At 71.1% G+C, this 26913-nt stretch carries 28 protein-coding genes and 1 riboswitch; of the genes, 12 read left to right on the plus strand and 16 right to left on the minus strand.

Going from position 1 to position 26913, the window contains the following annotated elements; all coding sequences use genetic code 11:
• The first annotated feature begins 43 nt into the window (after window positions 1-43).
• From ACIGDI_RS25595 to ACIGDI_RS25605, 3 genes are read left to right on the plus strand one after another with little or no spacing between them, the layout of a single operon-like run.
• The gene (locus tag ACIGDI_RS25595; protein ID WP_142153008.1) at window positions 44-973 is read left to right on the plus strand and encodes a MurR/RpiR family transcriptional regulator; all 930 of its coding nucleotides are present in this window, start codon (window positions 44-46) and stop codon (window positions 971-973) included.
• 60 nt (window positions 974-1033) lie between these two features.
• Window positions 1034-1966, plus strand: coding sequence for an N-acetylmuramic acid 6-phosphate etherase (murQ, locus tag ACIGDI_RS25600; RefSeq protein ID WP_399900780.1), 933 nt, complete (start codon window positions 1034-1036; stop codon window positions 1964-1966).
• Window positions 1967-2015: 49 nt separating this feature from the next.
• Complete coding sequence (locus ACIGDI_RS25605; protein WP_399900783.1) at window positions 2016-2585, plus strand: hypothetical protein; 570 nt, start codon at window positions 2016-2018, stop codon at window positions 2583-2585.
• 13 nt (window positions 2586-2598) lie between these two features.
• Here the strand turns inward: ACIGDI_RS25605 and ACIGDI_RS25610 are convergent, their stop codons facing one another.
• The 6 genes from ACIGDI_RS25610 to thrC form a co-directional block, all read right to left on the minus strand.
• On the minus strand, window positions 2599-4122 hold the full coding sequence (locus tag ACIGDI_RS25610; protein WP_399900786.1) for a carboxylesterase/lipase family protein: 1524 nt from the start codon (window positions 4120-4122) through the stop codon (window positions 2599-2601).
• 125 nt (window positions 4123-4247) lie between these two features.
• On the minus strand, window positions 4248-5366 hold the full coding sequence (locus ACIGDI_RS25615) for an NADH:flavin oxidoreductase (protein WP_399900789.1): 1119 nt from the start codon (window positions 5364-5366) through the stop codon (window positions 4248-4250).
• A 173-nt stretch (window positions 5367-5539) separates the two neighbouring features.
• Window positions 5540-7162, minus strand: a complete 1623-nt coding sequence (gene groL / locus ACIGDI_RS25620; RefSeq protein WP_142153018.1) for a chaperonin GroEL — start codon at window positions 7160-7162, stop codon at window positions 5540-5542.
• Between the two features lie 358 nt (window positions 7163-7520).
• Window positions 7521-7724 carry a cold-shock protein gene (locus tag ACIGDI_RS25625; protein ID WP_003986833.1) on the minus strand — a complete coding sequence of 68 codons (204 nt, stop codon included), beginning with the start codon at window positions 7722-7724 and terminating at the stop codon, window positions 7521-7523.
• Window positions 7725-8166: 442 nt separating this feature from the next.
• Window positions 8167-8442 carry a MoaD/ThiS family protein gene (locus tag ACIGDI_RS25630; RefSeq protein WP_399900794.1) on the minus strand — a complete coding sequence of 92 codons (276 nt, stop codon included), beginning with the start codon at window positions 8440-8442 and terminating at the stop codon, window positions 8167-8169.
• Window positions 8443-8556: 114 nt separating this feature from the next.
• Window positions 8557-9843: a threonine synthase gene (gene thrC, locus ACIGDI_RS25635; protein WP_399900796.1), complete on the minus strand. Its 1287-nt coding sequence runs from the start codon at window positions 9841-9843 to the stop codon at window positions 8557-8559.
• An 18-nt stretch (window positions 9844-9861) separates the two neighbouring features.
• Window positions 9862-10016: riboswitch (SAM riboswitch) on the minus strand.
• 169 nt (window positions 10017-10185) lie between these two features.
• Here thrC and ACIGDI_RS25640 point away from each other — a divergent pair.
• Both ACIGDI_RS25640 and ACIGDI_RS25645 read left to right on the plus strand, forming a co-directional pair.
• A complete protein-coding gene (locus ACIGDI_RS25640; RefSeq protein ID WP_399900798.1) occupies window positions 10186-11130 on the plus strand; it encodes a glucosyl-3-phosphoglycerate synthase in 945 nt (314 codons plus the stop codon).
• A 63-nt stretch (window positions 11131-11193) separates the two neighbouring features.
• Entirely contained in the window at window positions 11194-12591 is a 1398-nt protein-coding gene (locus ACIGDI_RS25645) for a trehalose-6-phosphate synthase (RefSeq protein WP_399900801.1), read from the plus strand.
• Window positions 12592-12607: 16 nt separating this feature from the next.
• Here ACIGDI_RS25645 and otsB read toward each other — a convergent pair whose 3' ends face one another.
• The 3 genes from otsB to ACIGDI_RS25660 are packed head-to-tail and all read right to left on the minus strand — an operon-like array spanning window position 12608 to window position 14953.
• Entirely contained in the window at window positions 12608-13462 is an 855-nt protein-coding gene (gene otsB, locus ACIGDI_RS25650; protein ID WP_399900804.1) for a trehalose-phosphatase, read from the minus strand.
• A 9-nt stretch (window positions 13463-13471) separates the two neighbouring features.
• Complete coding sequence (locus ACIGDI_RS25655; RefSeq protein WP_351560678.1) at window positions 13472-13705, minus strand: DUF3263 domain-containing protein; 234 nt, start codon at window positions 13703-13705, stop codon at window positions 13472-13474.
• Between the two features lie 30 nt (window positions 13706-13735).
• A complete protein-coding gene (locus ACIGDI_RS25660; protein ID WP_399901185.1) occupies window positions 13736-14953 on the minus strand; it encodes an extracellular solute-binding protein in 1218 nt (405 codons plus the stop codon).
• 157 nt (window positions 14954-15110) lie between these two features.
• Between ACIGDI_RS25660 and ACIGDI_RS25665 the strand changes: the two genes are divergently transcribed.
• The 3 genes from ACIGDI_RS25665 to ACIGDI_RS25675 all read left to right on the plus strand — a co-directional run bounded on the left by ACIGDI_RS25665 (window position 15111) and on the right by ACIGDI_RS25675 (window position 18227).
• Window positions 15111-16052: an ROK family protein gene (locus tag ACIGDI_RS25665; protein WP_399900807.1), complete on the plus strand. Its 942-nt coding sequence runs from the start codon at window positions 15111-15113 to the stop codon at window positions 16050-16052.
• A complete protein-coding gene (gene nagA / locus ACIGDI_RS25670; protein WP_399900810.1) occupies window positions 16052-17197 on the plus strand; it encodes an N-acetylglucosamine-6-phosphate deacetylase in 1146 nt (381 codons plus the stop codon). Before ACIGDI_RS25665 ends, nagA begins: the two co-directional genes overlap by 1 nt.
• Window positions 17198-17303: 106 nt before the next feature.
• The gene (locus ACIGDI_RS25675; protein WP_399900813.1) at window positions 17304-18227 is read left to right on the plus strand and encodes a 1-phosphofructokinase family hexose kinase; all 924 of its coding nucleotides are present in this window, start codon (window positions 17304-17306) and stop codon (window positions 18225-18227) included.
• A 52-nt stretch (window positions 18228-18279) separates the two neighbouring features.
• Here ACIGDI_RS25675 and ACIGDI_RS25680 read toward each other — a convergent pair whose 3' ends face one another.
• Together ACIGDI_RS25680 and cdgB are read right to left on the minus strand one after the other, a co-directional pair.
• A complete protein-coding gene (locus ACIGDI_RS25680; protein WP_399900816.1) occupies window positions 18280-19203 on the minus strand; it encodes a CBM35 domain-containing protein in 924 nt (307 codons plus the stop codon).
• Window positions 19204-19334: 131 nt separating this feature from the next.
• A complete protein-coding gene (gene cdgB / locus ACIGDI_RS25685; protein WP_200704885.1) occupies window positions 19335-20990 on the minus strand; it encodes a diguanylate cyclase CdgB in 1656 nt (551 codons plus the stop codon).
• A gap of 338 nt (window positions 20991-21328) precedes the next feature.
• On the opposite strand from cdgB, the gene ACIGDI_RS25690 reads away from it, so the two are divergent.
• Both ACIGDI_RS25690 and ACIGDI_RS25695 read left to right on the plus strand, forming a co-directional pair.
• Window positions 21329-21913, plus strand: coding sequence for a flavin reductase family protein (locus tag ACIGDI_RS25690; RefSeq protein ID WP_399900819.1), 585 nt, complete (start codon window positions 21329-21331; stop codon window positions 21911-21913).
• Window positions 21914-21984: 71 nt separating this feature from the next.
• Entirely contained in the window at window positions 21985-22461 is a 477-nt protein-coding gene (locus ACIGDI_RS25695; protein ID WP_399900822.1) for a GNAT family N-acetyltransferase, read from the plus strand.
• On the opposite strand, the gene ACIGDI_RS25700 is transcribed toward ACIGDI_RS25695, so the two are convergent.
• Window positions 22458-23333: a sigma-70 family RNA polymerase sigma factor gene (locus ACIGDI_RS25700; protein WP_399900825.1), complete on the minus strand. Its 876-nt coding sequence runs from the start codon at window positions 23331-23333 to the stop codon at window positions 22458-22460. The genes ACIGDI_RS25695 and ACIGDI_RS25700 overlap by 4 nt on opposite strands.
• A gap of 57 nt (window positions 23334-23390) precedes the next feature.
• Complete coding sequence (gene arfB, locus ACIGDI_RS25705) at window positions 23391-23828, minus strand: alternative ribosome rescue aminoacyl-tRNA hydrolase ArfB (RefSeq protein WP_399900827.1); 438 nt, start codon at window positions 23826-23828, stop codon at window positions 23391-23393.
• Between the two features lie 167 nt (window positions 23829-23995).
• Here arfB and ACIGDI_RS25710 point away from each other — a divergent pair, with 167 nt between their 5' ends.
• A complete protein-coding gene (locus ACIGDI_RS25710; RefSeq protein WP_048459028.1) occupies window positions 23996-24571 on the plus strand; it encodes a TerD family protein in 576 nt (191 codons plus the stop codon).
• A gap of 51 nt (window positions 24572-24622) precedes the next feature.
• Here ACIGDI_RS25710 and ACIGDI_RS25715 read toward each other — a convergent pair whose 3' ends face one another.
• Both ACIGDI_RS25715 and ACIGDI_RS25720 read right to left on the minus strand, forming a co-directional pair.
• Entirely contained in the window at window positions 24623-24826 is a 204-nt protein-coding gene (locus ACIGDI_RS25715; RefSeq protein ID WP_399900830.1) for a DUF397 domain-containing protein, read from the minus strand.
• A complete protein-coding gene (locus ACIGDI_RS25720) occupies window positions 24823-25698 on the minus strand; it encodes a helix-turn-helix domain-containing protein (protein WP_399900832.1) in 876 nt (291 codons plus the stop codon). Before ACIGDI_RS25720 ends, ACIGDI_RS25715 begins: the two co-directional genes overlap by 4 nt.
• A gap of 155 nt (window positions 25699-25853) precedes the next feature.
• Here ACIGDI_RS25720 and ACIGDI_RS25725 point away from each other — a divergent pair, with 155 nt between their 5' ends.
• A complete protein-coding gene (locus ACIGDI_RS25725) occupies window positions 25854-26327 on the plus strand; it encodes an ATP-binding protein (protein WP_399900835.1) in 474 nt (157 codons plus the stop codon).
• On the opposite strand, the gene ACIGDI_RS25730 is transcribed toward ACIGDI_RS25725, so the two are convergent.
• Window positions 26306-26710, minus strand: a complete 405-nt coding sequence (locus ACIGDI_RS25730; protein WP_399900838.1) for a hypothetical protein — start codon at window positions 26708-26710, stop codon at window positions 26306-26308. The genes ACIGDI_RS25725 and ACIGDI_RS25730 overlap by 22 nt on opposite strands.
• Between the last annotated feature and the right edge of the window lie 203 nt (window positions 26711-26913).

The raw sequence follows: 26913 nt of genomic DNA on the forward strand, positions 1-26913 counted from the left end.
GCGCACTCTTGACCGGTGCCCCGGCCGAAAATATCTTTCATACGTGACCCAGAACGTGAAGGAAATTTTCGCCGGCCATGGTGCGGGGACGCCGGGCACCGCACCTCCCGCCCCCGCGGCCCTCGCCGCCAAGGTGCGCACGCTCGCCCCCTCCATGACACGTTCCATGCAGCGCGTCGCCGAGGCGGTCGCGGGCGACCCGGCCGGCTGCGCCGCCCTCACGGTCACCGGGCTCGCCGAGCTCACCGGCACCAGCGAGGCGACGGTGGTCCGCACCGCCCGGCTGCTCGGCTACCCGGGGTACCGGGATCTGCGGCTCGCCCTCGCCGGACTCGCGGCGCAGCAGCAGTCGGGGCGCGCGCCCGCCATCACCACCGACATCGCCGTCGACGACCCCATCGCCGACGTCGTTGCCAAACTCGCCTACGACGAGCAGCAGACGCTCGCCGACACGGCGGCCGGACTCGACACCGTGCAGCTGGGGGCCGCGGTCGCCGCGGCCGCCGTCGCGCGGCGCATCGACGTGTACGGGGTGGGCGCGTCGGGGCTGGTCGCCCAGGACCTCACGCAGAAGCTGCTGCGCATAGGGCTGATAGCCCACGCGCACAGCGACCCGCACCTGGCCGTGACGAACGCGGTGCAGCTGCGGGCGGGTGACGTCGCCATCGCCATCACGCACTCCGGGTCGACGGGGGACGTCGTGGAGCCGCTGAGGGTGGCCTTCGAACGCGGGGCGACGACCGTGGCGATCACCGGGCGGCCGGACGGGGCGGTCGCGCAGTACGCCGATCACGTGCTGACCACGTCCATCGCCCGGGAGAGCGAGCTGCGGCCGGCCGCGATGTCGTCCCGGACCAGTCAACTGCTGGTCGTGGACTGCCTGTTCGTGGGAGTGGCGCAGAAGACGTACGAGACGGCGGCGCCCTCGCTGGCCGCGTCGTACGAGGCGCTCGCCCACCGGCACCGGCGGTAGACCCCGCACCTCCCTTCTCTCACGTTCTCCGGCCGCACTTCACGAAAGAGCCGCTCCGCCATGACCTCCACCTCCAACCCCCGTGATCTGCGCGCCGAGTTGGAATCGCTCACCACCGAGGCCTTCCGTCCCGACCTCGCCGACATCGACCGGCTGCCCACCCTGGAGATCGCCCGGCTCATGAACGGCGAGGACGCCACCGTCCCCGCTGCCGTCGCCGCACGACTGCCGGCGATCGCCGCCGCCATCGACGCCATCGCCGACCGCATGGCCCGCGGCGGGCGGCTGATCTACGCCGGTGCCGGGACCGCCGGCCGGCTCGGCGTGCTGGACGCCTCCGAATGCCCGCCGACCTTCAACACCGATCCGGAGCAGGTGGTGGGGCTCATCGCGGGCGGTCCCGCCGCCATGGTCACCTCAGTCGAGGGCGCCGAGGACTCCGCCGACCTCGCCCGCGCCGACCTGGACGCCCTCGCCCTCACCTCCGCCGACACGGTGGTCGGCATCTCCGCCTCCGGCCGCACCCCGTACGCCATCGCGGCCGTCGAACACGCCCGCCGGCAGGGCGCGTTGACCGTCGGGCTCGCCTGCAACGCCGACAGCGCGCTCGCCGCGGCCGCCGAGCACGGCATCGAGATCGTCGTCGGACCCGAACTGATCACCGGATCCACCCGGCTCAAGGCGGGCACCGCGCAGAAGCTGGTCCTCAACATGCTCTCGACGATCACGATGATCCGGCTGGGCAAGACGTACGGGAACCTGATGGTCGACGTACGCGCCTCGAACGAGAAGCTGCGGGCCCGTTCCCGCCGTATCGTCGCCCTCGCCACGGGGGCGCCGGACGAGGAGATCGAGCGGGCGCTGGCGGCCACGGACGGCGAGGTGAAGAACGCGATCCTCACCCTCCTGGCGGACGTGGACGGCCACACGGCGGCCCGGCTGCTGGAGGAGTCGGGCGGACACCTGCGGGCGGCTTTGGCGGCGGCCCGCTGAGAGACCGGCGCCGGACGCCGGCAGCCGTTGTCGGTGCAGACTGATACCCATGAACCACGCCCAGCTCACCGCCCTGGGCCGAGCCCTCCGCCTCCTCGGCGAGCACGGCGAGGCCCTCGGCGCCGACACCCCGGACGCCAGGTTGCACGAGGTCAGGGCCGACCTGCGGCGCGCCCTGGACCTCCTTGACGAGAGCGTCTCCACGGCCGCCCCCGCGACCCGCTGCGCCGAGCACCCGAACGGCCCGGTCGACGAGAGCGCCCCCGACCGCTGCCTGCTCTGCGAGACCCGGCGCCGGGCGGCCCGCCGCGCCGAGTTCAACGGCGGACCCCTGCCCGTGCACCCCACCGAGTCCGCGCCCTCCCGCTACGGCGTCCGGGGCGACCGCCCCCAGCCCCAGCAGCGCTGGCTGCCGGAGCTGTGGACGGGGCAGGAGTGGCAGCTGTGCGGTACGCCGAGAAGGGACCGGCGCGAGGCGGAGCTGTATCTCGCCGCCCAGCGCCGCGGCCCCCGCGCCGCCATGGCCTACCGGCTGGTGCACGAGTTCACCGACTACGAGGTGCTGCGGGTGTGGGGCACCCCGGTGAAGGTCGACATCGAGCCCCTGGGCAACCTCTGAGCGACGAGGGGCCCTAGGGAAGCAGCGGCAGCGCCGTGAACTCGTAGCCCTCCCACAGCCGCCGTGTGGCCTCCTCGGGGTACGCCCGCACCTCGGGCCGGACGTCCAGTACCTGGACCGGGCGGTCCGCCTCCCCGTACGCCGGCCAGCCCGGGTCGCCGGTGCGCGCGAACGCCGTCCACGACGCGCGGAAGCGCGCCGACAGCTCCTCCGCCTCCGCCGGCACACCGCTCCCCGCGAAGAGCAGGTTGCCGAGGTCGGCCTCGAACGTGCCGAACAGCAGAGGGATGTCCAGGCCGTGGCAGGCGCCGAGGACGCCGCCGGCGCCGGGCGCGGGCCAGGTCAGTTCGTAGAAGTGGGCGCGGCCGCCGCCCGCCACCTGCGCCTCCGCCAGCCGCAGGCTCGGCATGTTGAACAGCCAGTCCGTCTGGACGCGTTCGTACAGGTCGCTCGGGGTCGCGTCGGGGTGGGCGGCGCGATAGGCCCGCTCCGCGTCGGGGCCGGGCCCGAACGTCCGCAGTGCCCAGGCCGCCTGCTCCTCGGTGACCTTGCCGAGCAGTTCGCCCATGACGAGGAACAGCCGCCACTCGTCGCGGTTGTGCCCGACGAGCAGATCCACGTCCCGGGCCGCGCCCGCGGCCAGCGCCTGCCAGGGAGTGACGGGCAGCACCTCGCCGTCGACGACCGGCGAGAAGGGCGTGACCGTGGGCGCCGCCCGCCCCCACCGGTCCTCGTACTGCCGCATCTTGGCGCTCAGCGCCTCGCCCGCCGAGGTGAGCAGCCGGGGGTCCACGGCGGACAGCGCGGCCGCCGTCGGCGGCAGGCCGGCCTCCTTGGCGATCTCGGCGGCGATGTCCCGGGCGAGTTCGTCGGTGAAGAAGGTGCCCGGCACGCTCTGGGCGATCGCCCGCCCGAACAGACCCCGCGCACTCGGCATCGCCAGCAGCGCCGCCACCGATCCCGCGCCCGCCGACTCCCCGAACACGGTCACCCGGCCGGGGTCGCCGCCGAACGCCGTGATGTTGTCCCGTACCCACTCCAGGGCGGCGACCTGGTCGAGCAGGCCCCGGTTGGGGGGCGCGCCCTCGATGCTCGCGAACCCCTCGATGCCGACCCGGTAGTTGAGGGTGACGACGACCAGGTCGCCGTCGCGTGCGATGCGTCGGGCGTCGTAGCCGGGGCTGCCGGAGTGGCCCAGCTTGTAGGCGCCGCCGTAGATCCACACCATTACCGGGCGGAGCGCGGCCGGATCGGCCTGCGGTGTCCAGACGTTGACGGTGAGCCAGTCGTCGCCGTCGGGCGTGTCCAGCACGCCCCTGCGGCCCTGGATGCCGAGATCCTGCGGGGGCGGCGGCCCGAACGCGTACGCCTCCCGCACCCCGTCCCAGGCCCGCACGGGCCGCGGCGCCTGGAACCGGAGCTCGCCCACCGGCGGTTCGGCGAACGGGACGCCCCGGAAGACGGTCAGCCCGCCCTCCTGACGTCCGCGCACCGCACCGGCTCCGGTGCGTACGACCGGACCTTCCGCTGTCGTCATCGTGGGCTCCTCACGCATGGGGGATGGAGGGCTGCCGATCCACTCAAACGAACAAGCCTGCTGGAATCAAGCAAACCAGCGGACTCCGCGCCGCCCGCGGTCGGCGGACGGTGCGGACTCGCCGGTCAGCTCAGGGACTTCAGCGCCGCCGCGTCGTAGGGCTTCAGCTCGTCGAAGCGGCCGGCCAGCACCTTCGCGGCCCACTCCGGGTCCTGCAGCAGGGCCCGTCCCACGGCCACGAGGTCGTACTCGTCGCTCTCCAGCCGGTCGAGCAGGTCGTCGATGCCCCGCACCGGCGATCCCTCGCCCGCGAACCCGCGGATGAAGTCGCCGTCGAGCCCTACGGACCCGACCGTGATCACCTGCTTGCCGGTCAGCTTCTTCGTCCAGCCGGCCAGGTTCAGGTCGGCGCCGTCGAACTCGGGCAGCCAGTACCGCCGGGTGGAGGCGTGGAAGGCGTCGACGCCCGCCGCCGCCAGCGGGGCGAGGATCGCCTCCAGCTGCTCGGGGGTCTCGGCTAGCCGCGCGGTGTAGTCCTGCTGCTTCCACTGCGAGTAGCGGAAGATGATCGGGAACTCGGGCGACACGGTCTCCCGCACGGCCGCGACGATCTCCGCCGCGAACTTCGTACGGGCGACGAGGTCACCGCCGTACGCGTCCGTGCGGCGGTTCGTCCCCGCCCACAGGAACTGGTCGACCAGGTAGCCGTGCGCGCCGTGGATCTCCACGCCGTCGAAGCCGATGCGCTCGGCGGCCGCGGCGGCCTCGGCGAACGCGCCGATGACGTCGTCCACGTCGCGCTGGGTCATCGCCCGGCCGGTCGGTTCGGCACCGGCGGTGACCAGGCCGGAGGGGCCGACGGCGGGGGCGTCGGGGAAGGGCGGCTGGCCCTGCTCGCGCACCATGCCGATGTGCCACAGCTGCGGCACGATCGTGCCGCCCGCCGCGTGCACGGCCTCGGCGACCTTCTGCCAGCCCGCCAGCTGCTCCTCGCCGTGGAACCGCGGGACGCGGTCGCTCTGCCCGGCCGACTCGTGGCCGACGTAGGTGCCCTCGGTGACGATCAGGCCGACCCCGGCGGCGGCACGGCGGGCGTAGTACGAGACCACGTCCTCGCCGGGGATGCCGCCCGGGGAGAACTGGCGGGTCATCGGCGCCATCACGATGCGGTTGGGGACGGTCAGGCCATTGATCGCGGTGGGCCGGGACAGGATCTCGGCGGCGCGGGAGGTGGTGGCGGTCACGTGGGGAAACTCCTCGGTATGTGCATACGCATAGACACTGCGTCAACGTCAACCGACACACGCGCCACCGCATTTCCGGCCCGCCCTGTGACACCGGACACGCCGAAGGGCGGCACCTCCTGCGAGCAGGAAGTGCCGCCCTCAGTAAGGACGTTGATCAGCCGTCAGGCGGATCAGAAGTCCATGTCACCGCCCGGCATGCCGCCACCGGCGGGCGCGGCGGCCTTCTCCGGCTTGTCGGCGATGACGGCCTCGGTGGTGAGGAAGAGCGCGGCGATGGAGGCGGCGTTCTGCAGGGCAGAGCGGGTCACCTTCGCCGGGTCGATGATGCCTTCCTTGACCAGGTCGACGTACTCGCCGGTCGCGGCGTTGAGGCCGTGACCCGGGGTGAGGTTGCGGACCTTCTCCACCACGACGCCGCCCTCGAGGCCGGCGTTGACGGCGATCTGCTTCAGCGGGGCCTCGAGCGCGATGCGCACGGCGTTGGCGCCGGTCGCCTCGTCACCCTCCAGGTCCAGCTTCTCGAAGACCGAGGACGCCTGGATGAGCGCCACGCCACCACCGGCGACGATGCCCTCCTCGACGGCGGCCTTGGCGTTGCGGACGGCGTCCTCGATGCGGTGCTTGCGCTCCTTGAGCTCCACCTCGGTGGCGGCACCGGCCTTGATGACCGCGACACCGCCGGCGAGCTTCGCCAGGCGCTCCTGCAGCTTCTCGCGGTCGTAGTCCGAGTCGCTGTTCTCGATCTCGGCGCGGATCTGGTTCACGCGGCCCGCGACCTGGTCGCTGGCGCCGGCACCGTCGACGATGGTGGTCTCGTCCTTGGTGATGACCACCTTGCGGGCCTTGCCCAGCAGGTCGAGGGTGGCGTTCTCCAGCTTGAGGCCGACCTCCTCGGAGATGACCTCGCCGCCCGTGAGGATGGCGATGTCGCCGAGCATGGCCTTGCGGCGGTCGCCGAAGCCCGGGGCCTTGACGGCGACGGACTTGAAGGTGCCGCGGATCTTGTTGACGACCAGGGTCGACAGGGCCTCGCCCTCGACGTCCTCGGCGATGATCAGCAGCGGCTTGCCCGACTGCATGACCTTCTCCAGCAGCGGGAGCAGGTCCTTGACCGAGGAGATCTTGGAGTTGGCGATCAGGATGTACGGGTCGTCGAGGACGGCCTCCATACGCTCCATGTCGGTGGCGAAGTACGCCGAGATGTAGCCCTTGTCGAAGCGCATACCCTCGGTGAGCTCCAGCTCCAGACCGAAGGTCTGGGACTCCTCGACGGTGATGACGCCTTCCTTGCCGACCTTGTCCATGGCCTCGGCGATGAGCTCGCCGATCTGGGTGTCGGCGGCGGAGATGGAGGCCGTCGAAGCGATCTGCTCCTTGGTCTCGACATCCTTCGCCTGCTCCAGCAGGGCACCGGAGACGGCCTCGACGGCCTTCTCGATACCGCGCTTGAGGGCCATCGGGTTGGCGCCGGCGGCTACGTTGCGCAGGCCCTCCTTGACCAGGGCCTGGGCGAGAACGGTCGCGGTGGTCGTACCGTCACCGGCGACGTCGTCCGTCTTCTTGGCGACTTCCTTGACCAGCTCGGCGCCGATCTTCTCGTACGGGTCCTCGAGCTCGATCTCCTTGGCGATGGAGACACCATCGTTGGTGATCGTGGGGGCGCCCCACTTCTTCTCGAGGACGACGTTGCGGCCCTTGGGGCCGAGCGTCACCTTCACGGCGTCCGCGAGCTGGTTCATGCCGCGCTCGAGGCCGCGCCGCGCCTCCTCGTCGAACGCGATGATCTTGGCCATGTGAAGTGGTCCCTCCAGGACTGGGGGTGATTCCTTCGGACCGCGCCCGCGCCCGCGACGGACGGCTCGCCGACCCGTGGGTTCCTTGCCCCACCCGGCCTGCGGGCCTCACCGACCCGGTCCTTCTTTGTCACTCTCACCTTCAGAGTGCTAACGCCAATGATTAGCACTCGCCCCTGCCGAGTGCAAGCGCCTCCCGTGGACTGGGCGCCGGGGGCGCCGGGCGCGGGGGCGCCGACGGGGCGCGCGGGGCGGTGTGGCGTGCGGGCATGCCGAAGGGCCCGCACCCATGACTCCCCATGGGGTACGAGCCCTCCGAAGAAAAGAAGAACGACGCTGCGATTACCCGGCGCGTGCTTCAGCCGGCCACGCGGACCATGTCCGCCTGCGGCCCCTTCTGGCCCTGCGAGATCTCGAACTCGACCCGCTGGCCCTCTTCCAGGGTGCGGTACCCGTCCATCTGGATGGCGCTGTAGTGGACGAAAACATCCGCACCACCGTCGACCGCGATGAAGCCGTACCCCTTCTCCGCGTTGAACCACTTGACGGTGCCCTGAGCCATGCCTAACTCCCCTATTACTGGCCCTTGCGCGGATCCGCACTTCGCGGATCCGGGTCAGACCTCACCCCCCACGGTTTGGGGGCGTGCGCCGGAACGCGTCGACCGCGGCTGAATGTATCTGTCCAACTGCCGTCTGCAACAGGTCAATCGGACGAGAATTCTGGACGGAAGGGGTCCGGAATGTAGTGAGAATTCGCCCGAATTCAGGGCAATTCGGGCCCCATAAAAGGAACAAATGCCGCGAAAGACATGCGCACTTTGGCTACATCTCGACGGGCACTCGGCAGGAATTCCGGGCTTCCGATCCGGGGATCAGCAGCGCGTTCCCCAACTGTACCGCGCTCAACCACACTGAATTGCCCCCTCCGCTTCTCTCACGGAGGGGGCAATTCGATGAACTCTTCGTAACCGGCGTTACCGAAGGTAATGATCGGTCATTCGGTCAGCCGCCGGCGACGGCCGGGATGATCGACACGCCCGCGCCGTCCGGGGTCGCCGTCTCCAGTCCCTGCTCGAACCGCACGTCGTCGTCGTTGACGTACACGTTGACGAAGCGGCGCAGCTTGCCCTGGTCGTCCAGCACGCGCGCGGCGATGCCGGTGTGGTTCTTCTCCAGGTCGGCGATGACCTCGGCGAGGGTGGCGCCCTCGGCGCTCACCTCGGCCCGGCCGCCGGTGTAGGTGCGCAGGATGGTGGGGATACGGACGGACACGCTCATGTTCAGGACCTCCGGTCGGGTAGTCGCCCCGAGGGGCGCGGGGCTGTGTTCGATGTGCGGCTGCCGCCGCGTGGGCGCGACCAGCCCCCGCCAGCCCGCGGACGACAAGATCGGCTAGGCGAGCCCGGCCTCACGGAACGAGTCGAGGTTGGGGCGAATGGTCGCGGTCAGCCCCGTGCCCGCCACCGCGTCCAGCGTCTTGAGGCCGTCGCCGGTGTTGAGCACGACCGTGGTCAGGGCCGGGTCCAGCACGCCGTTCTCGATGAGCTTGCGCGTCACGCCCACGGTCACGCCGCCGGCGGTCTCGGCGAAGATGCCCTCGGTGCGGGCCAGCAGCTTGATGGCGTCGACGACCTGCTCGTCGTTCACGTCCTCCACGGCACCGCCCGTGCGGCGCGCGATGTCCAGGACGTACGGCCCGTCGGCCGGGTTGCCGATGGCGAGGGACTTGGCGATGGTGTTCGGCTTCTGCGGCCGGACCACGTCGTGGCCCGCCTTGTAGGCGACTGACACCGGCGAGCAGCCCTCGGCCTGCGCGCCGAAGATCTTGTACGGCCGGTCCTCGACGAGCCCGAGCTTGATCAGCTCCTGCAGCCCCTTGTCGATCTTCGTCAGCTGCGAGCCGGAGGCGATCGGCACGACGATCTGGTCCGGCAGCTTCCAGCCGAGCTGCTCGCAGATCTCGTACGCCAGGGTCTTGGACCCTTCCGCGTAGTAGGGCCGCAGGTTGACGTTGACGAAGCCCCAGCCCTCGCCGGCCGGGTCGCCGATCAGCTCGGAGCAGAAGCGGTTCACGTCGTCGTAGTTGCCCTCGATACCGACGAGCTCGCCGCCGTAGACCGCGGCCATGACGACCTTGCCCTGCTCCAGGTCGTGCGGGATGAACACGCAGGACCGGAAGCCGGCGCGGGCCGCGGCGGCGCCGACGGCACCCGCGAGGTTGCCGGTGGAGGAGCAGGAGAGCGTGGTGAAGCCGAAGGCGCGCGCGGCCTCCAGGGCCTGGGCGACGACGCGGTCCTTGAAGGAGTGCGTCGGGTTGCCGGAGTCGTCCTTCACATACAGTCCGCCGGTGACGCCCAGCTCGCGTGCGAGGTTGTCGGCCTTGACGAGCTTGGTCCAGCCGGGGTTGATGTTCGGCTTGTCCGCCACGTCCGCCGGGACGGGCAGCAGCGGCGCGTAGCGCCAGATGTTCGCGGGTCCCGCCTCGATGCGCTTGCGGAGTTCCTCGGTGTCGTAGGCCGAGAAGTCGTACGCGATCTCGAGCGGGCCGAAACACTCCTCGCAGGCGAAGACCGGGCCGAGCGGCACCCGGTGACCGCACTCGCGGCAGGAAAGCGCCGAGGCGGGGCCGAGGTCCACGGTCGTGGGGTCGGTGGTGCTTGCAACAGTCTGCGCAGCCATGTGAGGCGAGGCCCTTTCTCCTCATCTTCCTCACGACGCATCTCGCCGTGAGACGGATTTGGCACCTTCCCTAGCCGGGAGCCTCGCGGAATGATCAACACTGATCTACGAGACCGGCTGGAGGGTTGCCGGGGCTTCATCGGGCCGTATCCCTCTGCCCCTCTGGATGAGCGGTATGTGGTTGTTGAACTCGTTGAACGCGAGACGACCCCCGACATGCGATGGTCATCAGCGTTGTTCAAGACTGTAACCGAAGGCCAGGACAGTTGAGATAGCCGTCCGAACCGCGAGATGGATCACAATCCGGTCCTTTCGCCGAGAGAACGCAGAGGAGCCGCCTACGTGCTGGAAGAAGTCGAGCGCTGGCTGAGCACCCACTCCTGGTCCGTCACCGACCGCCCGCTGCACCAGATCCTCGCCGCGAAACACCGCACGGGCCAGTCGGTCAGTGTCGTGCTGCCCGCGCTCAACGAGGAGGAGACGGTCGGCGACATCGTCGCGATCATCCGCCACGACCTGATGCAGCAGGTCCCGCTCGTCGACGAGATCGTGGTCGTCGACTCAGGTTCCACCGACCGCACGTCCGAGGTCGCCGCGGCGGCCGGCGCGCGGGTCGTGCACCGCGACGACATCCTGCCCCGCATCCCGACGGTCCCCGGCAAGGGCGAGGTCCTGTGGCGCTCGCTGCTGGTCACGACCGGGGACGTCGTCTGCTTCATCGACGCCGACCTGAAGGAGTTCTCCTCCGACTTCGTCTCCGGGATCGTCGGCCCGCTGCTCACCGACCCCGGGATCGACCTGGTCAAGGGCATGTACGACCGCCCCCTCGGCGGAGCGCAGGGACAGGGCGGCCGGGTCACCGAGCTGATGGCCCGCCCCCTGCTCAACATGCACTGGCCGCAGCTGGCCGGCTTCGTACAGCCGCTGGGCGGCGAGTACGCGGCCCGGCGCAGCCTGCTGGAACAGCTGCCGTTCCCCGTCGGGTACGGGATCGAGCTGGGCATGCTGGTCGACGCCCTGCATCTGGTGGGCCTCGACGCGCTCGCCCAGGTCGACGTCGGTGTCCGCAAACACCGTCACCAGGACGGCCAGGCCCTCGGCCGGATGGCGGCGGCCATCTACCGCACGGCCCAGCTCCGCCTGGCCCGCGGCCACCTCGTCCGCCCCTCACTCACCCAGTTCGAACGGAGCACCGACGGCTTCGAGCCGCGCACCTACTCCGTGGACACCGAGGAGCGGCCGCCGATGGCGGAGATCGCGGAGTACGCGAGCCGCAAGGTGGCGTAGGGCATACGTGGACCGGGGGGTCCGTACGTTTATGCGTTTCCGGACCGGGCTACGTTGAGGCGTATGGCTTCCTCGCACGGCGCTGCCCATCAGGTGCTGGTCGCGTCCAATCGCGGCCCGGTCTCGTACGAACTCCAGCAGGACGGCTCGCTGGCCGCCAAGCGGGGCGGCGGCGGGCTCGTCTCAGGTCTGTCGGCGATCGGGCCGGACGCGGGCGCGCTGTGGGTGTGCTCGGCGCTGTCCGACGGCGACCGGGAGGCGGTGCGGCGCGGGGAGGGCGAGTCCGGCGTGCGCATGCTCGACGTCCCGGCGGACGTGCACGCGGACGCGTACAACGGCATCGCCAACTCCGTGCTCTGGTTCGTCCACCACATGCTGTACCAGACGCCGCTGGAGCCGGTCTTCGACGCGGAGTTCCGGCGCCAGTGGGCGTCGTACGAGACGTACAACCAGGCCTTCGCCGAGGCGCTGGCGGAGGAGGCGGGCGAGGGCGCCGCGGTGCTGGTGCAGGACTACCACCTGTGCCTGGTGCCGGGGATGCTGCGGGAGCTGCGGCCGGACCTCCGGATCGCGCACTTCTCGCACACGCCGTGGGCGCCGGTGGAGTACTTCCGGATGCTGCCCGACGACATCGCCGAGCAGCTGCTGCGCGGCATGCTCGGCGCCGACCGGCTGGGCTTCCTGACCCGCCGCTGGGCGGAGGCGTTCACGGCCTGCACGGCGCTCGTGGGCGGCCTCGGGGACACCCGCGTCGGGGTGCACGGCCTCGGCGCGGACGCCGACTTCCTGCGCCGCCGCTCGCGCGAGGCGGACGTCGACGAGCGGATGGCCTCGCTGCGGGAGCAGATCGGGGCGGGCCGCAAGGCGATCGTGCGCGTCGACCGGACCGAGCTGTCGAAGAACATCGTGCGCGGTCTGTTGGCCTACCGGCAGCTGCTGGAGGACCACCCCGAGTGGCGCGAGCGGGTGGTGCACGTGGCCTTCGCCTACCCCTCCCGGCAGGACCTGGCGGTCTACCGGGACTACACGGCCGAGGTGCAGCGCGTGGCGGACGAGATCAACTCCCGGTACGGGACGCCCGGCTGGACCCCGGTCGTGCTCCACGTGATGGACGACTTCGCGCGCTCCCTGGCCGCCTACCGGCTGGCCGACGTGGCCCTGGTCAACCCCATCCGGGACGGCATGAACCTGGTCGCCAAGGAGGTCCCGGTCGTCTCCGACGAGGGGTGCGTGCTGGTGCTCTCCCGGGAGGCGGGGGCGTACGAGGAGCTGGGCGAGGACTCGGTGACGGTGAACCCCTACGACGTGATCGGCACGGCGCGCGCCCTGCACACCGCGCTGACCATGCCGGCCGGGGAACGCGCCGAGCGCAGCAAGCGGCTGGCCGCCTCGGCGACCGCGCTGCCCCCGGCGCAGTGGTTCCTCGACCAGCTGAACGCGCTTCTCGATCAGTCGAGTTGAACCGCGGGGACGCTTGTCAGCCGAGTTGAGCGGTGAGGGCGGACAGCAGACGGACCACCCCGGCCGGTCCGTCGACCACCAGGTCCGCCCTCCGGCTCAGCTCCGTCACCTCGTCGCTGCCACTGCACACCAGCAGCCCCGGCGTGCCCTCGGAGCGCAGTCCGTCCACCGCCGCGTAGGCCGGCAGGTCGCCCAGGTCGTCGCCCGCGTACAGAACCGCCGACGCGCCGGTCTCGCGGACGTACCGGGTGAGCGCCACGCCCTTGTCCATGCCCGGCGGGCGCAGCTCCAGGACGAGACGCCCCGGCTCGACGATCAGCCCGTGGCGGGTGGCCAGGCCGGTCAGCGGCTCACGCAGGGCCTCGAAGGCGGCCTGGGGGTCCGCGGCACGGCGGGTGTGCACGGCGACCGCGAACCCGCCCTTCTCCTCGATCCACGCGCCCTCTCCGGCGCCGGACCGCTCCAGCAGGCCCGGCAGTTCGGCGCGGACGGCGGCGACACCGGGGTGCGGTGCGGGCGCGCTGACCTCGCCGCTGACGGCGTCCCAGCGCTCGGCGCCGTAGTGGCCGAGGACGACCAGGTGCTCCAGGCCCGGGACGCCCGCGAAACCGCCGTGGCGGACGGCGACCTCGGCCGGCCGTCCGGTGACCACCGCGACGGAGGCGACCTTCGGGGCGAGGGCGGCCAGCGCGGGAACGGCGTCCGGGTGGGCGCGGGCCTGTTCGGGGTCGGGAACGATCGGCGCGAGCGTGCCGTCGAAGTCGAAGGCCAGCACCGCCTTCCCGGGATCGTCGAGAATCGCGGCGAGCCCCTCCCGCCCGGCCCGCGTGACCGGAACGGGCAAGGAGTCCATGTCCGTGTGGGTACCCATACCGCGACCCTAACGTTCGCCTCGGCGCCGCTCCCGCACCCGTCTCAGCCTGTTCACCGTCACCGGGTCGTGGGCGAGGGCCCGCTCGTCGTCCAGGAGGGCGTTCAGGAGCTGGTAGTAGCGGACGGGGGCCAGGCCCAGCTCCTCCCGTATGGCGCGCTCCTTGGCGCCGGGGCCGGGAAAGCCCCGGCGCTCCAGGGCGAGGACGGCCCGCTCACGCTCCCCCAGCTGCTCCGGTTCCATACGGCGAACCGTAGCCCCCGCCACTGACAGTCAGTCCGCGCTCTCCGCCGTCGAGGCCGTCGCCTGGAGCTGGGAGAGGGTCGCGGCGGGGCTGCCGTTCGCGCCGACCGCCTGGCCTATCCGCTTCTTCACCGCCGCGCTGACCGCCGCCCACGACGTCTTGCCGACCGGGTACAGCTCCGACTGCGGAAGCTCGTCCAGGAACGGCTTGAGGTCGGCGTCCCGCTCGTCCGAGCTCATCACCTCGGACGCCGAGTTGGTGACCGGCAGCAGGTCGTACTCGCGCGAGAAGTCGAGGACGTTCTTCTCGTCGTAGACGAAGTCGAGGAAGTCGCCGACCTGCTGCGCGTGGCCGTTCTTCTTGAAGGCCATCATCCAGTCGGCCACGCCCATCGAGGTGCTGCTCCGGCCGCCCGAGCCGGGCATCGGCACCATGCCGAACTTCACGCCCTTCTTCGCGGCGATCTTCATCAGCGAGGGGTGGCCGTTGAGCATGCCCACCTCGCCCTTGGCGAAGGCGGAGAACGCGGCGGCGCGGTTGAGGTTGCCCGGCGCGACCGGCCCGGTCAGCCCCTTGCCGACCAGGTCGTCCTTGAGCCAGTCGAAGGTGGCGACGTTCTGTGCCGAATCGATTCCGTAGGACCCGACGGTGTCGGTGTAGCCGCCGCCACCGCTGAGCATCCACTGCATGGTCTCGGCCTGCGCCTCCTCCGGGCCGAGCGGCAGCGCGTACGGGTACTTCACGCCGCGCGCCTTGAGCGCCGCGGCGTCGGCGGCGAGCTGCTTCCACGTCTTCGGCGGGGTGAGGCCGGCGTTCGCGAAGAGGGTCTTGTTGTAGAAGAGCAGCCGCGTGGAGGCCGCGAACGGCATCCCGTACTGCACGCCCTTGACCTGTCCCGCGGTGGCCAGCTGGGAGGCGAAGTCGGCCTGGGTGCTGATGGAGAGCAGGTCGTCGGCCGTGTAGAGCTCGTCCTTCGCGGCGTAGTCGGCGTACGCGCCGATCTGCGCCATGTCGGGGGCCTTGCCGGCGTCGACCATCTCCTTGACCTTGCGGTCGACGTCGTTCCAGGAGTAGACGGTGACGTCGACCTTCACGCCGGAGTGCTTGCTCTCGTACTCCTTCACCAGCCTGTCCCAGTACTTCTGGGAGCTGTTGGCGGCGGAGTCTCCGTAGTCCGCCGCGACCAGTCTCAGCGTGACATCTCCCGAACCGCCGGTGACACCACAGCCCCCCAGGACCGCCGTCATCCCCAGCGCGGCGACCGCCGCGACCGTTCCCGCCTTGCGCCGCTGCACTGCTACGCCACGCTCCAACTGTCTCGCCGTTCAATATGTGGACTCTCTAAGGTCTACACCACGCAAGTGGACTAGACCTCTCAAGGGTAGTGGGGTCACACTGTCCTCCGTGAGACATGTCATCGCCCTCGATGTGGGCGGCACCGGGATGAAGGCCGCCCTCGTCGGCGCGGGCGGCGAACTGCTGCACCGGGCCCGCCGCGCGACCGGACGCGAGCGCGGGCCGGACGCCGTCGTCGAGGGCATCCTCGACTTCGCCGCCGAGCTGCGCGGGTACGGCATCGAGCACTTCGGCGAGCCCGCCTCGGCCGCCGGGGTCGCCGTCCCCGGCATCGTCGACGAACCGCTGGGCCTGGCCGCCTACTCCGCCAACCTCGGCTGGCGCGACGTCCCCCTGCGCGACCTGCTGTCGCACCGGCTCGGCGCGCCCGTGGCCCTCGGCCACGACGTGCGCACCGGCGGGCTCGCCGAGGGCCGGATCGGCGCGGGCCGGGGCGCCGACCGCTTCCTGTTCGTCGCCCTGGGCACCGGCATCGCGGGCGCGATCGGCATGGCGGGCCGGGTGGAGTCGGGCGCGCACGGCTTCGCGGGAGAGATCGGCCACATCGTCGTACGGCCCGGGGGGACCCCCTGTCCGTGCGGCCAGGCCGGCTGCCTGGAGCGGTACGCCTCCGCGGCGGCCGTCGGCGAGGCGTGGGCGAAGGCGTGCGGCGACCCGGACGCGGACGCCGCCGGCTGCGCGCGGGCCGTCACGTCCGGCGACCCGAACGCCGTCCGGATCTGGCAGGGCGCGATCGACGCCCTCGCCGACGGCCTGCTGACCGCCCTCACCCTGCTGGACCCGCGCACCCTGATCGTCGGTGGCGGCCTGGCCGAGGCGGGGGAAACCTTGTTCACACCGCTGCGGGAGGCCGTCGAACGCCGGGTGACCTTCCAGAAACTCCCGTCGATCGTCCCCGCGGCACTGGGGGACACGGCGGGCTGTCTCGGTGCCGGGCTGCTGGCCTGGGACCTGCTGACCACAACCGACCGTACGGAGGTAACCACCTGATGGGTTCTCGCAAGGTTCTCGCCGGTGCCCGGGTGGTGCTTCCCACCGGGGTCGTGCACGACGGCCGCGTCATCGTCGACGGCACGCGGATCCTCGGCGCGGCTCCCGAAGACGCCGACGTCGTCGACGTGACCGGCCACTGGCTGGTGCCCGGCTTCGTCGACATCCACAACCACGGGGGCGGCGGAGCCTCCTTCACCTCCGGCACGGTCGAGGACGTCCTCCACGGCATCCACACCCACCGCCTGCACGGCACCACCACCCTCGTCGCCTCGACCGTCACCGGCGACATGGACTTCCTCGCCCAGCGCGCCGGGCTGCTCAGCGAACTCGCCGAGCAGGGCGACATCGCCGGCATCCACTTCGAGGGCCCCTTCATCTCGCCCTGCCGCAAGGGCGCGCACTCCGAGGAACTCCTGCGCGACCCCGACCCCGCCGACGTGCGCAAGCTGATCGACGCGGCGCGCGGCAGGGCCAGGATGGTCACCCTCGCCACCGAACTGCCGGGCGGCATCGACTCCGTACGCCTCCTCGTCGAGCACGGCGTCATCGCGGCGGTCGGGCACACCGATGCCACCTACGAGCAGACGGTCCAGGCCATCGACGCCGGCGCCACGGTCGCCACGCACCTCTTCAACGCCATGCCGACCCTCGGCCACCGCACCCCCGGCCCGATCGCCGCCCTCCTGGAGGACGAGCGGATCACGGTCGAGCTCATCGACGACGGCACGCATCTGCACCCGGCCGCGCTCCAGTTGGCGTTCCACCGCGCGGGCGCGGGACGGGTGGCGTTCATCACGGACGCCATGGACGCGGCCGGCTTCGGCGACGGCAGGTACATGCTCGGCCCGCTGGAGGTGGAGGTCAGCGAGGGCGTCGCACGCCTGGTGGAGGGCGGTTCGATCGCCGGGTCCACCCTCACCCTGGACCGCGCGTTCAAACGTGCGGTGACCGTCGACCGGCTCCCCGTCGAGGACGTGGTCGCCGCGATCTCCGCCAACCCCGCCCGGCTGCTCGGCATGGACGACCGGATCGGCTCCCTGGAGCCCGGCAAGGACGCCGACCTGGTGCTGCTGGACCATCAATTCGACCTCAAGGGCGTGATGCGCCGGGGTGAATGGGTGGTCGATCCACAACTGGGGTGATGTGTCCGGCTGTTGAGTACGGCGGTCGTCCTGCGAAAATATGACGGCCGCCGTCCGTCCGGCCGGCTCACGCATCGGCAACTGTCTTCGGGGGAGGTCGGCCCAGGTGATCCTCACGGTCACGCTGAACACCGCTCTCGACATCACCTATCGGGTACGGGGCCTGCGCCCGCACGCCTCCCACCGGGTCTCCGAGGTCACGGAACGACCGGGCGGCAAGGGCCTGAACGTGGCCCGCGTGCTCGCGGCCCTCGGCCACGAGGTGACGGTCACCGGCTTCACGGGCGGCGCGACCGGCCGCAGCGTCCAGGAGCAGCTCACCGGCACGCCCGGGGTGGTGGACGCGCTCGTCCCGGTCGGCGGCTCGACCCGGCGCACGATCGCCGTGGTCGACGAGCGCACCGGCGACACGACCCAGCTCAACGAACCAGGCCCCACGGTCGCACCCGCCGAGTGGGCGGCCTTCCAGGAGGTCTACGAGGACCTGCTGCCGTCGATGTCGGCGGTGGCCCTGTGCGGCAGCCTGCCGCCGGGGGTGCCGGTGGGCGCGTACGCGGGTCTGGTCCGCGCGGCGAAGGCGGCCGGCGTCCCCGTACTCCTCGACACCAGCGGGGAACCGCTGCGCCGCGGGGTCGCCGCGCGCCCCGACCTGATCAAGCCCAACGCCGAGGAACTGGCCGAACTCACCGGCTCCCACGAGCCGTTGCGCGCCACGCAGGACGCCCGCAGGCGCGGGGCGCGGGCGGTCGTCACCTCCCTCGGCCGGGACGGCCTCCTCGCGGTCACCCCGGAGGGCCGCTGGCGCGCCACCCCACCCACCCACATCCACGGCAACCCCACAGGCGCGGGCGACTCAGCGGTAGCGGGCCTGCTCTCGGGCCTGGTGGAACACCTCCCCTGGCCCGACCGCCTGTCCCGAGCGGTGGCCCTGTCGGCGGCGACGGTCCACGCCCGCGCAGCGGGGGAATTCGACCGGGCGACCTACGAGGAACTCCTGACACCGGTGTCGAAGTCGGTGACGGCGGCCTGACGGCGGCACAGCCGCACGCCTGACGACAACCGCCTCGGCCCGAGTCGGCCTACTACTGCACCCAGAGCTGGTCGATGAGGGCGTTGCACTGGTTGCCCTGGCCGCAGGAGAGGGTCAGGGTGTTGGTGCCCTTGGTCAGGGTCACCGGGGCCCAGGTCGACTGCCAGTTCTTCGCGAAGTCGGTGTCGGACGACTTGATGAAGTTCTTCATGCCCAGCGGCTGCTGGTTGGACTTGCCGTTGACCGTCAGCGTCGCGTTGGCGTCCGCCGCGGGAATGCTGTAGTGCACGTAAAGGCGGTAGGAGCCGGCCTTCGGCATGTCGACGGTCCAGGTCATCGAGGCGCCGACGTTGTTGAACCCCGTCACATAGGTCCCGCCGTCCGCCTTGGCGCCCTTGATGTCCGAGGCCGTGGTCGCGCCGCCTCCCAGCTGGAGGTCCTTCGCGTCGGTCTTCGGCAGGTCCGTCGAGGACGCGCCCGTCGGGGACTTGCTGGGCTTGGTGTTCTGGGACGTCGTCGGGGTCGGGGAGGCGTTGCCGCCCGCCTTGTCGTCCGAGTTGCCGTTCATCATGGCCACGCCGATGCCGATGACGACCGCGGCGACCACGGCGATCGCGCCGATCAGCAGACCCTTGGTGTTGGGACCGCGCCGGCCGCTGCCGCCGCCGCGCGCCGGCTGCTGCGGTGCCGTGGGAGCGCCGCCGCCGGGAAAGGTCTCCGGCGCCGCGTAGTGGGCGTTCGACTGGCCGTACGCGCCCTGCTGCTGCGGCATCTGTCCGTAGGCGGCGGTCTGCTGCTGCCCCTGGGCCGGCTGGCCGTACTGCCGCTGACCGACGGCACGCACACGGTTGACCGAGTTCGGGTAGCCGTAACCACCGGACGGCGGCTGGGCGCCATTGGCCTGCCCATCGGCGTAGAGGTAGCCGAACGGGTCGTCGTCCTCGGGCGTGCTGGCGCCGTTGTTGCCGGACGTCATCCCTGGGTACTCCTCAGCGGTGCGGGTCGATCGCGATTCGGGGGGTCAGACTTGCGAGCCTACCCGCTCCCCGTGCCCCAAACGGGTGACTCGGATCGCACCGTTCCGCCACCCCGGCCCTGACCTGCGGTTCACCCCGCCCGTCTGTGCTGTTTGGGACGAGATCGTTTCTCTACGTACATCCGCTCGTCGGCAGACTTCAACACTTCGTCCGCAGTCATTCCGCAGTGCGCCCACCCGATGCCGAAGCTGGCGCCGACCCGCATGGCCCGCCCGTCGACCCGGATGGGCTGGATGATCTCGTTCCGCAGCCGTACGGCCAGGTCCTGCGCGTCGGCGCGGCCGAGGCCGTCGGCGAGGACGACGAACTCGTCACCGCCGAGCCGGGCCACGGTGTCGCCGTCGCGCACGCCCCGGGTCAGCCGCCGGGCGACCTCGATGAGGACCGCGTCACCGGCGTTGTGCCCGAACCGGTCGTTGATCGACTTGAACCCGTCGAGGTCGCAGAAGAGGACCGCGAGCCCCTTGGTGCCGTCGTCGCGCTCGCCCTCGGGGGCGACGGTGTGCACATGGTGGTCGAAGGCGTCGTAGGCCTCGGTGCCGCCCGGCAGGAGGTCGAAGCCGTGGCCGTTGACGTCGTAGGCGGGGTGTCCGTAGGCCGCGTCCAGGGACTCCAGGGCGCCGGGGTGGGTGGCGCGCCGGCACAGCCGCGAGGACAGGCGCGAGCGCAGCTCGGCGGAGTTCGGCAGGCCGGTGAGGGAGTCGTGGGAGGCGCGGTGGGCGAGCTGCAGCTCGCGGCGCTTGCGCTCCTCGATGTCCTCGACGTGGGTGAGCAGGAAGCGCGGCCCGTCGGCGGCGTCCGCGACGACGCTGTTGCGCAGGGAGACCCACACGTACGTGCCGTCGCGGCGGCCGAGGCGCAGTTCCGCGCGTCCGCCCTCCGCCGAGGTCCTGAGCAGGGTGCCGATGTCCTCGGGGTGGACGAGGTCGGAGAAGGAGTAGCGGCGCATCGCGGAGGCGGGTCGGCCGAGCAGCCGGCACAGGGCGTCGTTGGTCCGCAGTATTCGGCCGTGCTGGTCGCCGCCCATCTCGGCGATGGCCATGCCGGAGGGGGCGTACTCGAAGGCCTGCCGGAAGCTCTCCTCGCTGGCCCTGAGCGCCTGCTGCTCCCTTTCGAGCCTGACGAGTGCCCGCTGCATGTTGGAGCGAAGACGCGCGTTGCTGATCGCGATGGCGGCCTGGAACGCGTACATCTGGAGCGCTTCGCGTCCCCATGCGCCCGGTCGGCGGCCGTTGCGCGGCCGGTCCACGGACAGCACGCCGATCAGCTCACCGCAGGAGCCGCCGGGCGCCGCGGGCGTGTACATCGGGGCGAAGAGCCGGTCGGAGGGGTGCCACTCGTCCTCGAAGCGGGGCGCGGGCCCGTCGGTGTACCACTGCGGTACGTCGTCGTCGTCGAGGACCCAGCCCTCGGTGTGCGATATGAAGACCAGGTCGCCCCAGTGTTCGCCCATGCTCAGCCGGCGCTCCCAGGACTCGCGGGAGCCGACCCGGCCGGTGATCAGCGCCTCGGCCGCGGGATTACCGGCGAACGCGGCGACGACGAGGTCGCCGTCGGGGCGGACCAGGTTGACGCACGCCAGCTCGTAGCCGAGCCCGGTGACCACGCCGTCGGCGACGGTCTGCAGTGTGTCCGCGAGACTGCGTGCGGTGTTCATGTCGGCCATGACCTGGTGCAGTTGCCGCAGGGTCGCAAGGCGGACGTAGGGCTCCGACTCGGTCTCCATTGCTCGCCCTCCCCCCGAGACCTCGCAGCGAATCAAGGGTTCTCATCGGCGTATCGTTCTGGCAGCTTCCCAGCCACTGAATCACAGCGCGCTGCCCACTCGGTACACAGGGTCAACAATTCATGGCCCTTGTGACTCAAGTCACAGCGAAAGATGAACAATTGAGTGGTGTTTCTGCGTTTTCCCTGTGCGTTTACTGAACGCAAACTTTGTGCGTATGTGGAGATGACGCAGAAGCGTACGTGATCGGGCCGCCCGCCGTCCGCCGAAGGACCTAGGTCCGTTCTCGGACCCCCGCCCGATGCGGCCCGCGAGGGCCGGAGATTAGCGTTCCCGGTGTGCTGAAGACTCCCCTTGCCGCATCCCCGATCACTGCCGAGCCCGCCTCCGGGCATGCTGAGGGGGTGAGCAACGACGAGTTCCGCGCCGCCATGTCCCGGCTGGCCGCCGGCGTGGTCCTGGTGACCGCGCAGGAGCCGCCGCTGGACCCCGACGACCCGTCGGCGCCGGCCGGCGAGGACGTCGGCATGACGGCCACGGCGTTCCTCTCGGTCTCCCTGGACCCGCCCCTGGTCCTGGTCAGCCTGCGCAACGGCTCCCGCATGGACGACCTCCTCGACGAGCAGCCCCTGTGGGCGGTCTCGGTCCTCTCGGAGAGCCAGCGCCACATCGCCGGCCGCTTCGCCATGAAGGGCCGCATCAGCGACCGCCTCCTGTTCGACGACATCCCGTACATCCGCGGAAAGGCCACGAACGCCCCCCTGGTGGGCGGCGCGCTGGCCACCCTGGAGTGCCGCACCGAGCAGCGGGTGATCGCCGGGGACCACACCCTGGTGATCGGCCGCGTCCTCACGGCCGACGTACCGAGCGCGACCGGCGGCCCGCTGGCGTACTTCCGGGGGCGGTACCGGCAGTTGGGGTGAGAGCCGTCACGCGGTGGTCAGGCCGCGTAATTGCGTGGCACGCGCGCGTGGGTGCTTCTTAAGGTCGGCGCATGACGACGCCCGAGCCGCCCGGCCCCCGCCTTGTGGAGATCACCCCCGGCAATCTCGAGGCCGCCCTCGGCGTCCGCGTCCGCCCGGACCAGGAGCACGCGGTCGAGCCGGTCGCGCACTCGCTGGCGGAGGCGTACGTGCATCCCCCTGGCGTCGCCTGGCCCCGCCTGATCGTCGACGGCGACCGCCCGGTCGGCTTCCTGATGGCCTTCCTCGACATCGACTGGAACGAGGACGGCAGCCTCTTCCGCTCCGGGCTGTGGCGGCTGAACATCGCGGCGGCGGAACAGGGCCGCGGCTACGGCCGCTTCGCCGTCGAGGCCGTGGCCGCGGAGATCCGCCGCCGCGGCGGGAAGCAGTGCCACGTCACCTGGCATCCCGGCCCGGACGGCCCCGAGAACTTCTACCTGGGCCTCGGCTTCCGCACCACGGGAGAGACGAGCGGCGGCGAGACGGTCGGCGTCCTGGACCTCTAGACGAGGGTCACCTCACGCTCGGCGACGCGCTCCGGGGCGGTCACGATGTCGATGGCGGCGATCTTGTCCCCGACGAACGTGAAGGCCAGCGTCCGGTCCAGGCGGCCGTCGACGAACACGGCCAGCCCGGTGGCACCGTCGACCAGCGCGGGCCGCGCCATGGCCGCGAAGTGCCGGAAGCTGGAGGCGCCCTTCGCGACCGCCATCGCTCCCGTGTTCACACCGGCATCGCTGCGGGCGACGACATCCGGGTCCAGCAGCGCCACCAGCCCCTCGAAGTCGCCCTCCCGCGCGGCGGCGAGGAAGGCGTCCACGACGGCCCGTCGCCGCCCGGGATCGCCGTCCCGTACCCGGTCGGCCCCCTGCACCCGCCGCCGCGCCCGGCTCGCCAACTGCCTGGCCGCCACGGGGCTGCGCCCCACGATCTCCCCGACCTCCTCGTACGGCACCGCGAACAGGTCGTGCAGCACGAACGCCAGCCGCTCGGCGGGCGTCAGCGTCTCCAGTACGACCAGCAGCGCCACGCCCACCGAGTCGGCGAGCACCGCGTGCTGCTCGGGGTCGGCCCCGCCGGAGACGTCCGCCACGCGCGCGTGCCCCGCCAGCGGCTCCAGCGGCTCCTCCGCGCGCGACCTGCGCGAGCGGAGCATGTCGAGACACACCCGTCCGACGACGGTCGTCAGCCATCCCCCGAGGTTCTCCACCGCGCCCGTGTCGGAACGGCTCAGCCGGAACCACGTCTCCTGCACCGCGTCGTCGGCCTCGGCGGCGGAGCCGAGCATGCGGTAGGCGACGGCACGCAAGTGCGGGCGGTGCGCCTCGAAGCGCCGGGCGAGGAGTTCGTCGTCCGAGGGAATCAGGTTGTCGCTCATGGTCGTATGACGGACGGCGCGACGCCGATGTGACAGACGATCCCGGCCGGGGTCGCCCTACGACCAGTCGCGGCCCGTACGCCCCCGCTTCGTGTCGGAGCGCTGCTTCTTCTCCCGCAGCCGGCGCTCGTTGATCCCCCGCGGGATACGGGTCGGGCGGCGCGGCTTGGGCGGCGGCGCGGTCGCCTCGGCCAGCAGCGCGGCAAGGCGTACGGCCGCGGCCTCGCGGTTGCGCCACTGCGAGCGGTGCTCGGACGCGCGGACGGCGATCACACCGTCGACGAGCCGCCCGGCGAGCCGCTCCAGCGCCCGCGCCTTCCACACCTCCGGCAGCGCCTCGGTCCGGGCCAGGTCGAAACGGAGCTCCACCTGTGAGTCACTGGTGTTGACGTGCTGACCGCCGGGCCCCGAGGAACGCGAGAAACGCCACAGGAGCTCGGCCTCGGGGAGCGAGACGGAGCCGCGGATGAGGTAGGGACCGGACATGTCCCCCATCGTCTCTCGCCTGACCCGCACACGTCACGCGATTAACTTCGGCGGTCGTTCACCCGAAGTTGGTAAAGAAAGTAAAGAGAGCTGGAACCTTCGGTACCCCTCTTGGCGTTCATACCGGTAGCTGTAGGTTCACTGCCGTACATAAACGAGGGAAAGGACTCCCAACCATGGCTGTAAGCCTGTCCAAGGGTGGCAACGTCTCGCTCACCAAGGAGGCTCCGGGCCTGACCGCCGTCACCGTGGGCCTCGGCTGGGACGTCCGCACCACCACCGGCACGGACTTCGACCTCGACGCCTCGGCCATCGCGGTCAACACGCAGGGCAAGGTCTACTCGGACGCCCACTTCGTGTTCTTCAACAACAAGCAGACCCCGGACAACACCATCGTCCACACCGGCGACAACCGCACCGGTGAGGGCGAGGGCGACGACGAGGCGATCAACGTCAACCTGGCGGCCCTCCCGGCCGACATCGACAAGATCGTCTTCCCGGTCTCGATCTACGACGCGGAGAACCGCTCGCAGAACTTCGGCCAGGTCCGCAACGCCTACATCCGCATCGTCAACCAGGCCGGCGGCGCCGAGATCGCCCGCTACGACCTCTCCGAGGACGCGGCCACGGAGACGGCGATGGTCTTCGGCGAGCTGTACCGCAACGGCGCGGAGTGGAAGTTCCGCGCCGTGGGCCAGGGCTACGCGTCCGGCCTGGTCGGCATCGCGCAGGACTTCGGCGTCAACGTCTGAGTCACGCTTCGCTGAGCGGGCCCCTGGCCGCGGTGCGCCGCGGCCGGGGGCTCACGCCTGGGACACGAACACGGACCAGGTCGCCGGGGTGAAGGCCAGGCGGGGGCCGACGGTGTCGTGCTTGGAGTCGCGGACGTGGATCGTGCGGGGGGTGTTGGCGACCTCGACGCACGAGTCGCCTTCGCTGCTGCTGCTGTAGCTGCTCTTGAACCACGCCAGCTCGGAGGTCTCTCCGGCAGAGGCGTTGCGGATCATGTTTCCCCCAGCAGTTGCTCGATGAAGGCTGTCGACTCACGCGGGGTGAGCGCCTGCGCCCGGATGATGCCATAACGCAGTTCAAGGATACGGAGCTGCTTGGGCTCGGTGACCGGCCGCCCGTTGGCCACCGCCGGCGAGCGACCCACAGCAGATCCATCCTCGAACTTCAGCACCTCGATGCCACCCGCGAGCCCGGCATGCTCCTCACGATCCATCGGCATCACCTGAAGCTCGACGTTCCGCAACTGCGCCACCTCCAAGAGGTGTTCGAGCTCGCGACGCAGCCCCGCCCGGCCACCGAGCGGACGGCGTAGCGTCCACTCCTCCAGCACGAAGCTGAGCTCGGGTGCCGGATCCCTCTCGAACACGGCCTTGCGGGCCACGCGAGCGGCGATGAACCGCTCCACCTCGTCCTCGGTGTACGCGGGGCGCCGCATCATCAGCAGCCCGCGCGCGTACTCGGGCGTCTGCAACAGCCCGTGGATGTTGAGCGGGTCGTACAACTGGCACTCGACCGCCTGAGCCTCCATCTTCCCCAGCTCCCGCACCTTCTTCGGGTACCGGACCTTCTTCACGTCCTCCCAGGTCGCCGAGACGAGCCCACCGGCCCCCAACACCTCGTCGGCCCTGTCCAGATACTCCTGCCGGGGAATCCGCTTCCCTCCCTCGATCTTGTAGACGAGGTCCTCGCCGTACCCCACGGCCTTGCCGAAGTCGGCGGCGCGCATCCCCACCGCCTCTCGCCGCAGCTTGAGCTGCCGCCCGACCGTGGCGATGACCGCGACGCCCCACTCGTCGTCCGGATCGACCTCCCAACCCGGCTCGTCCGCCTCGGTCCTGAGCCGTCCCGCCTCCGCGTCCACCGACATCCCGCGTGCCCCTCCGTCGTACTGGCCCTACCGCACGCCCTGCCCGTACGGCCCGTCCCGACAGTCCGGACAGCACCGGACAAGCTCCGGACAGTCACCGTACGCAACGGCGCAGTCACTACTCACGGTAGACATGGGCGGCCACGCTGAGTGACGTGAACGAGGAAACCTCCACCCCCATCCGCAACTTCAGCGTGCAGCTCTCCCCCACTCCGCGGGGAGCACGGCTGGCGAGGCTGCTGGCCACGGAGCGACTCCGTGCCTGGGAGCTGCCGTTGGACCCGGCGGAGCACATCGTGGCGGAGCTGGCGGCGAACGCGGCGACGCACGGCCGCGTACCGGGCCGCGACTTCCGCCTGACGCTCTACGTGGTCGCCGACACCCTGCGCATCGAGGTCACGGACACGCGGGGTGACAGTGCGCCGCGGGCACAACTCCCCTCTCCCGAAGCGGAGTCGGGCCGCGGCCTCGTACTCGTGGACGCGCTCGCCGACAAGTGGGGAGTCGCACCGGGCCTGCCGCCGCGCAAGACGGTGTGGGCGGAGATCCGCATCGACCGAAGCGCGGCGGACCGGGTCCCCGAGAAACAACCCGGTGAAAGGACCCGCTACCAGCCCATCGGCCGGTAGTACCCAAGCACGGCCGCCAGCTGCGCGAACCACTGCCCGAGCTGGGCCCTCGGCTTCGCCTGGACCACGCACTCGTAGAACTGCCCGTTCGGCAGGATCACCGCCATCATCAGCGCCTTGCCGTTCGGGCTCGCCTTGTAGTGGACGCTCTGGATCTCCGGCCAGGAGAACTCCACGGCCGCGCCGTGATCCTCGAACGCGACGCCCGTGACATCGACGACGATCGAGTTGTGGACGTCGACCGCCATGAACTCCGGCCCTTCGGGCGGAGGTTGGGGTGGGCCGAAGCCCATCGGGGCCGCGGCCGGTGGGTACTGCGGCGGGGGCGGGGGCTGTTGACCGTACGCGGGCTGGTTTCCGTACGGCGGTGGCTGGGTGGTCATCTGCTTCCGTCCCCGTATGCGGTGTGGCTCCTGGGAGCATCTTCGCTCAGGTCGGGCCGGCACACCTAGGGCCCGTCCCGCGGCAACGGCGACGAGGAGCCGGCGAGTGACGTCGATCACAGGCGGACGGGGGCTGCGCGCGGCGGCCGTCGAGGCGCGGGGACGGTGACGCCCGGCTCCTCCGCTGCGCTGGAGCAGGGGGG

Source organism: Streptomyces sp. NPDC085900 (genome assembly GCF_044540925.1).
Taxonomy (GTDB): Bacteria; Actinomycetota; Actinomycetes; order Streptomycetales; family Streptomycetaceae; genus Streptomyces; species Streptomyces gilvifuscus.

Bases quoted from the DNA above. Each gene is read 5' to 3' on its own strand.
- murQ (WP_399900780.1), top strand. From the start codon at position 1,034: ATGACCTCCACCTCCAACCCCCGTGATCTGCGCGCCGAGTTGGAATCG.
- ACIGDI_RS25605 (WP_399900783.1), top strand. From the start codon at position 2,016: ATGAACCACGCCCAGCTCACCGCCCTGGGCCGAGCCCTCCGCCTCCTC.
- ACIGDI_RS25610 (WP_399900786.1), bottom strand. From the start codon at position 4,122: ATGACGACAGCGGAAGGTCCGGTCGTACGCACCGGAGCCGGTGCGGTG.
- groL (WP_142153018.1), bottom strand. From the start codon at position 7,162: ATGGCCAAGATCATCGCGTTCGACGAGGAGGCGCGGCGCGGCCTCGAG.
- ACIGDI_RS25625 (WP_003986833.1), bottom strand. From the start codon at position 7,724: ATGGCTCAGGGCACCGTCAAGTGGTTCAACGCGGAGAAGGGGTACGGC.
- ACIGDI_RS25630 (WP_399900794.1), bottom strand. From the start codon at position 8,442: ATGAGCGTGTCCGTCCGTATCCCCACCATCCTGCGCACCTACACCGGC.
- thrC (WP_399900796.1), bottom strand. From the start codon at position 9,843: ATGGCTGCGCAGACTGTTGCAAGCACCACCGACCCCACGACCGTGGAC.
- ACIGDI_RS25645 (WP_399900801.1), top strand. From the start codon at position 11,194: ATGGCTTCCTCGCACGGCGCTGCCCATCAGGTGCTGGTCGCGTCCAAT.
- otsB (WP_399900804.1), bottom strand. From the start codon at position 13,462: ATGGGTACCCACACGGACATGGACTCCTTGCCCGTTCCGGTCACGCGG.
- ACIGDI_RS25655 (WP_351560678.1), bottom strand. From the start codon at position 13,705: ATGGAACCGGAGCAGCTGGGGGAGCGTGAGCGGGCCGTCCTCGCCCTG.
- ACIGDI_RS25660 (WP_399901185.1), bottom strand. From the start codon at position 14,953: ATGACGGCGGTCCTGGGGGGCTGTGGTGTCACCGGCGGTTCGGGAGAT.
- nagA (WP_399900810.1), top strand. From the start codon at position 16,052: ATGGGTTCTCGCAAGGTTCTCGCCGGTGCCCGGGTGGTGCTTCCCACC.
- ACIGDI_RS25680 (WP_399900816.1), bottom strand. From the start codon at position 19,203: ATGACGTCCGGCAACAACGGCGCCAGCACGCCCGAGGACGACGACCCG.
- cdgB (WP_200704885.1), bottom strand. From the start codon at position 20,990: ATGGAGACCGAGTCGGAGCCCTACGTCCGCCTTGCGACCCTGCGGCAA.
- ACIGDI_RS25695 (WP_399900822.1), top strand. From the start codon at position 21,985: ATGACGACGCCCGAGCCGCCCGGCCCCCGCCTTGTGGAGATCACCCCC.
- ACIGDI_RS25700 (WP_399900825.1), bottom strand. From the start codon at position 23,333: ATGAGCGACAACCTGATTCCCTCGGACGACGAACTCCTCGCCCGGCGC.
- arfB (WP_399900827.1), bottom strand. From the start codon at position 23,828: ATGGGGGACATGTCCGGTCCCTACCTCATCCGCGGCTCCGTCTCGCTC.
- ACIGDI_RS25710 (WP_048459028.1), top strand. From the start codon at position 23,996: ATGGCTGTAAGCCTGTCCAAGGGTGGCAACGTCTCGCTCACCAAGGAG.
- ACIGDI_RS25715 (WP_399900830.1), bottom strand. From the start codon at position 24,826: ATGATCCGCAACGCCTCTGCCGGAGAGACCTCCGAGCTGGCGTGGTTC.
- ACIGDI_RS25720 (WP_399900832.1), bottom strand. From the start codon at position 25,698: ATGTCGGTGGACGCGGAGGCGGGACGGCTCAGGACCGAGGCGGACGAG.
- ACIGDI_RS25730 (WP_399900838.1), bottom strand. From the start codon at position 26,710: ATGACCACCCAGCCACCGCCGTACGGAAACCAGCCCGCGTACGGTCAA.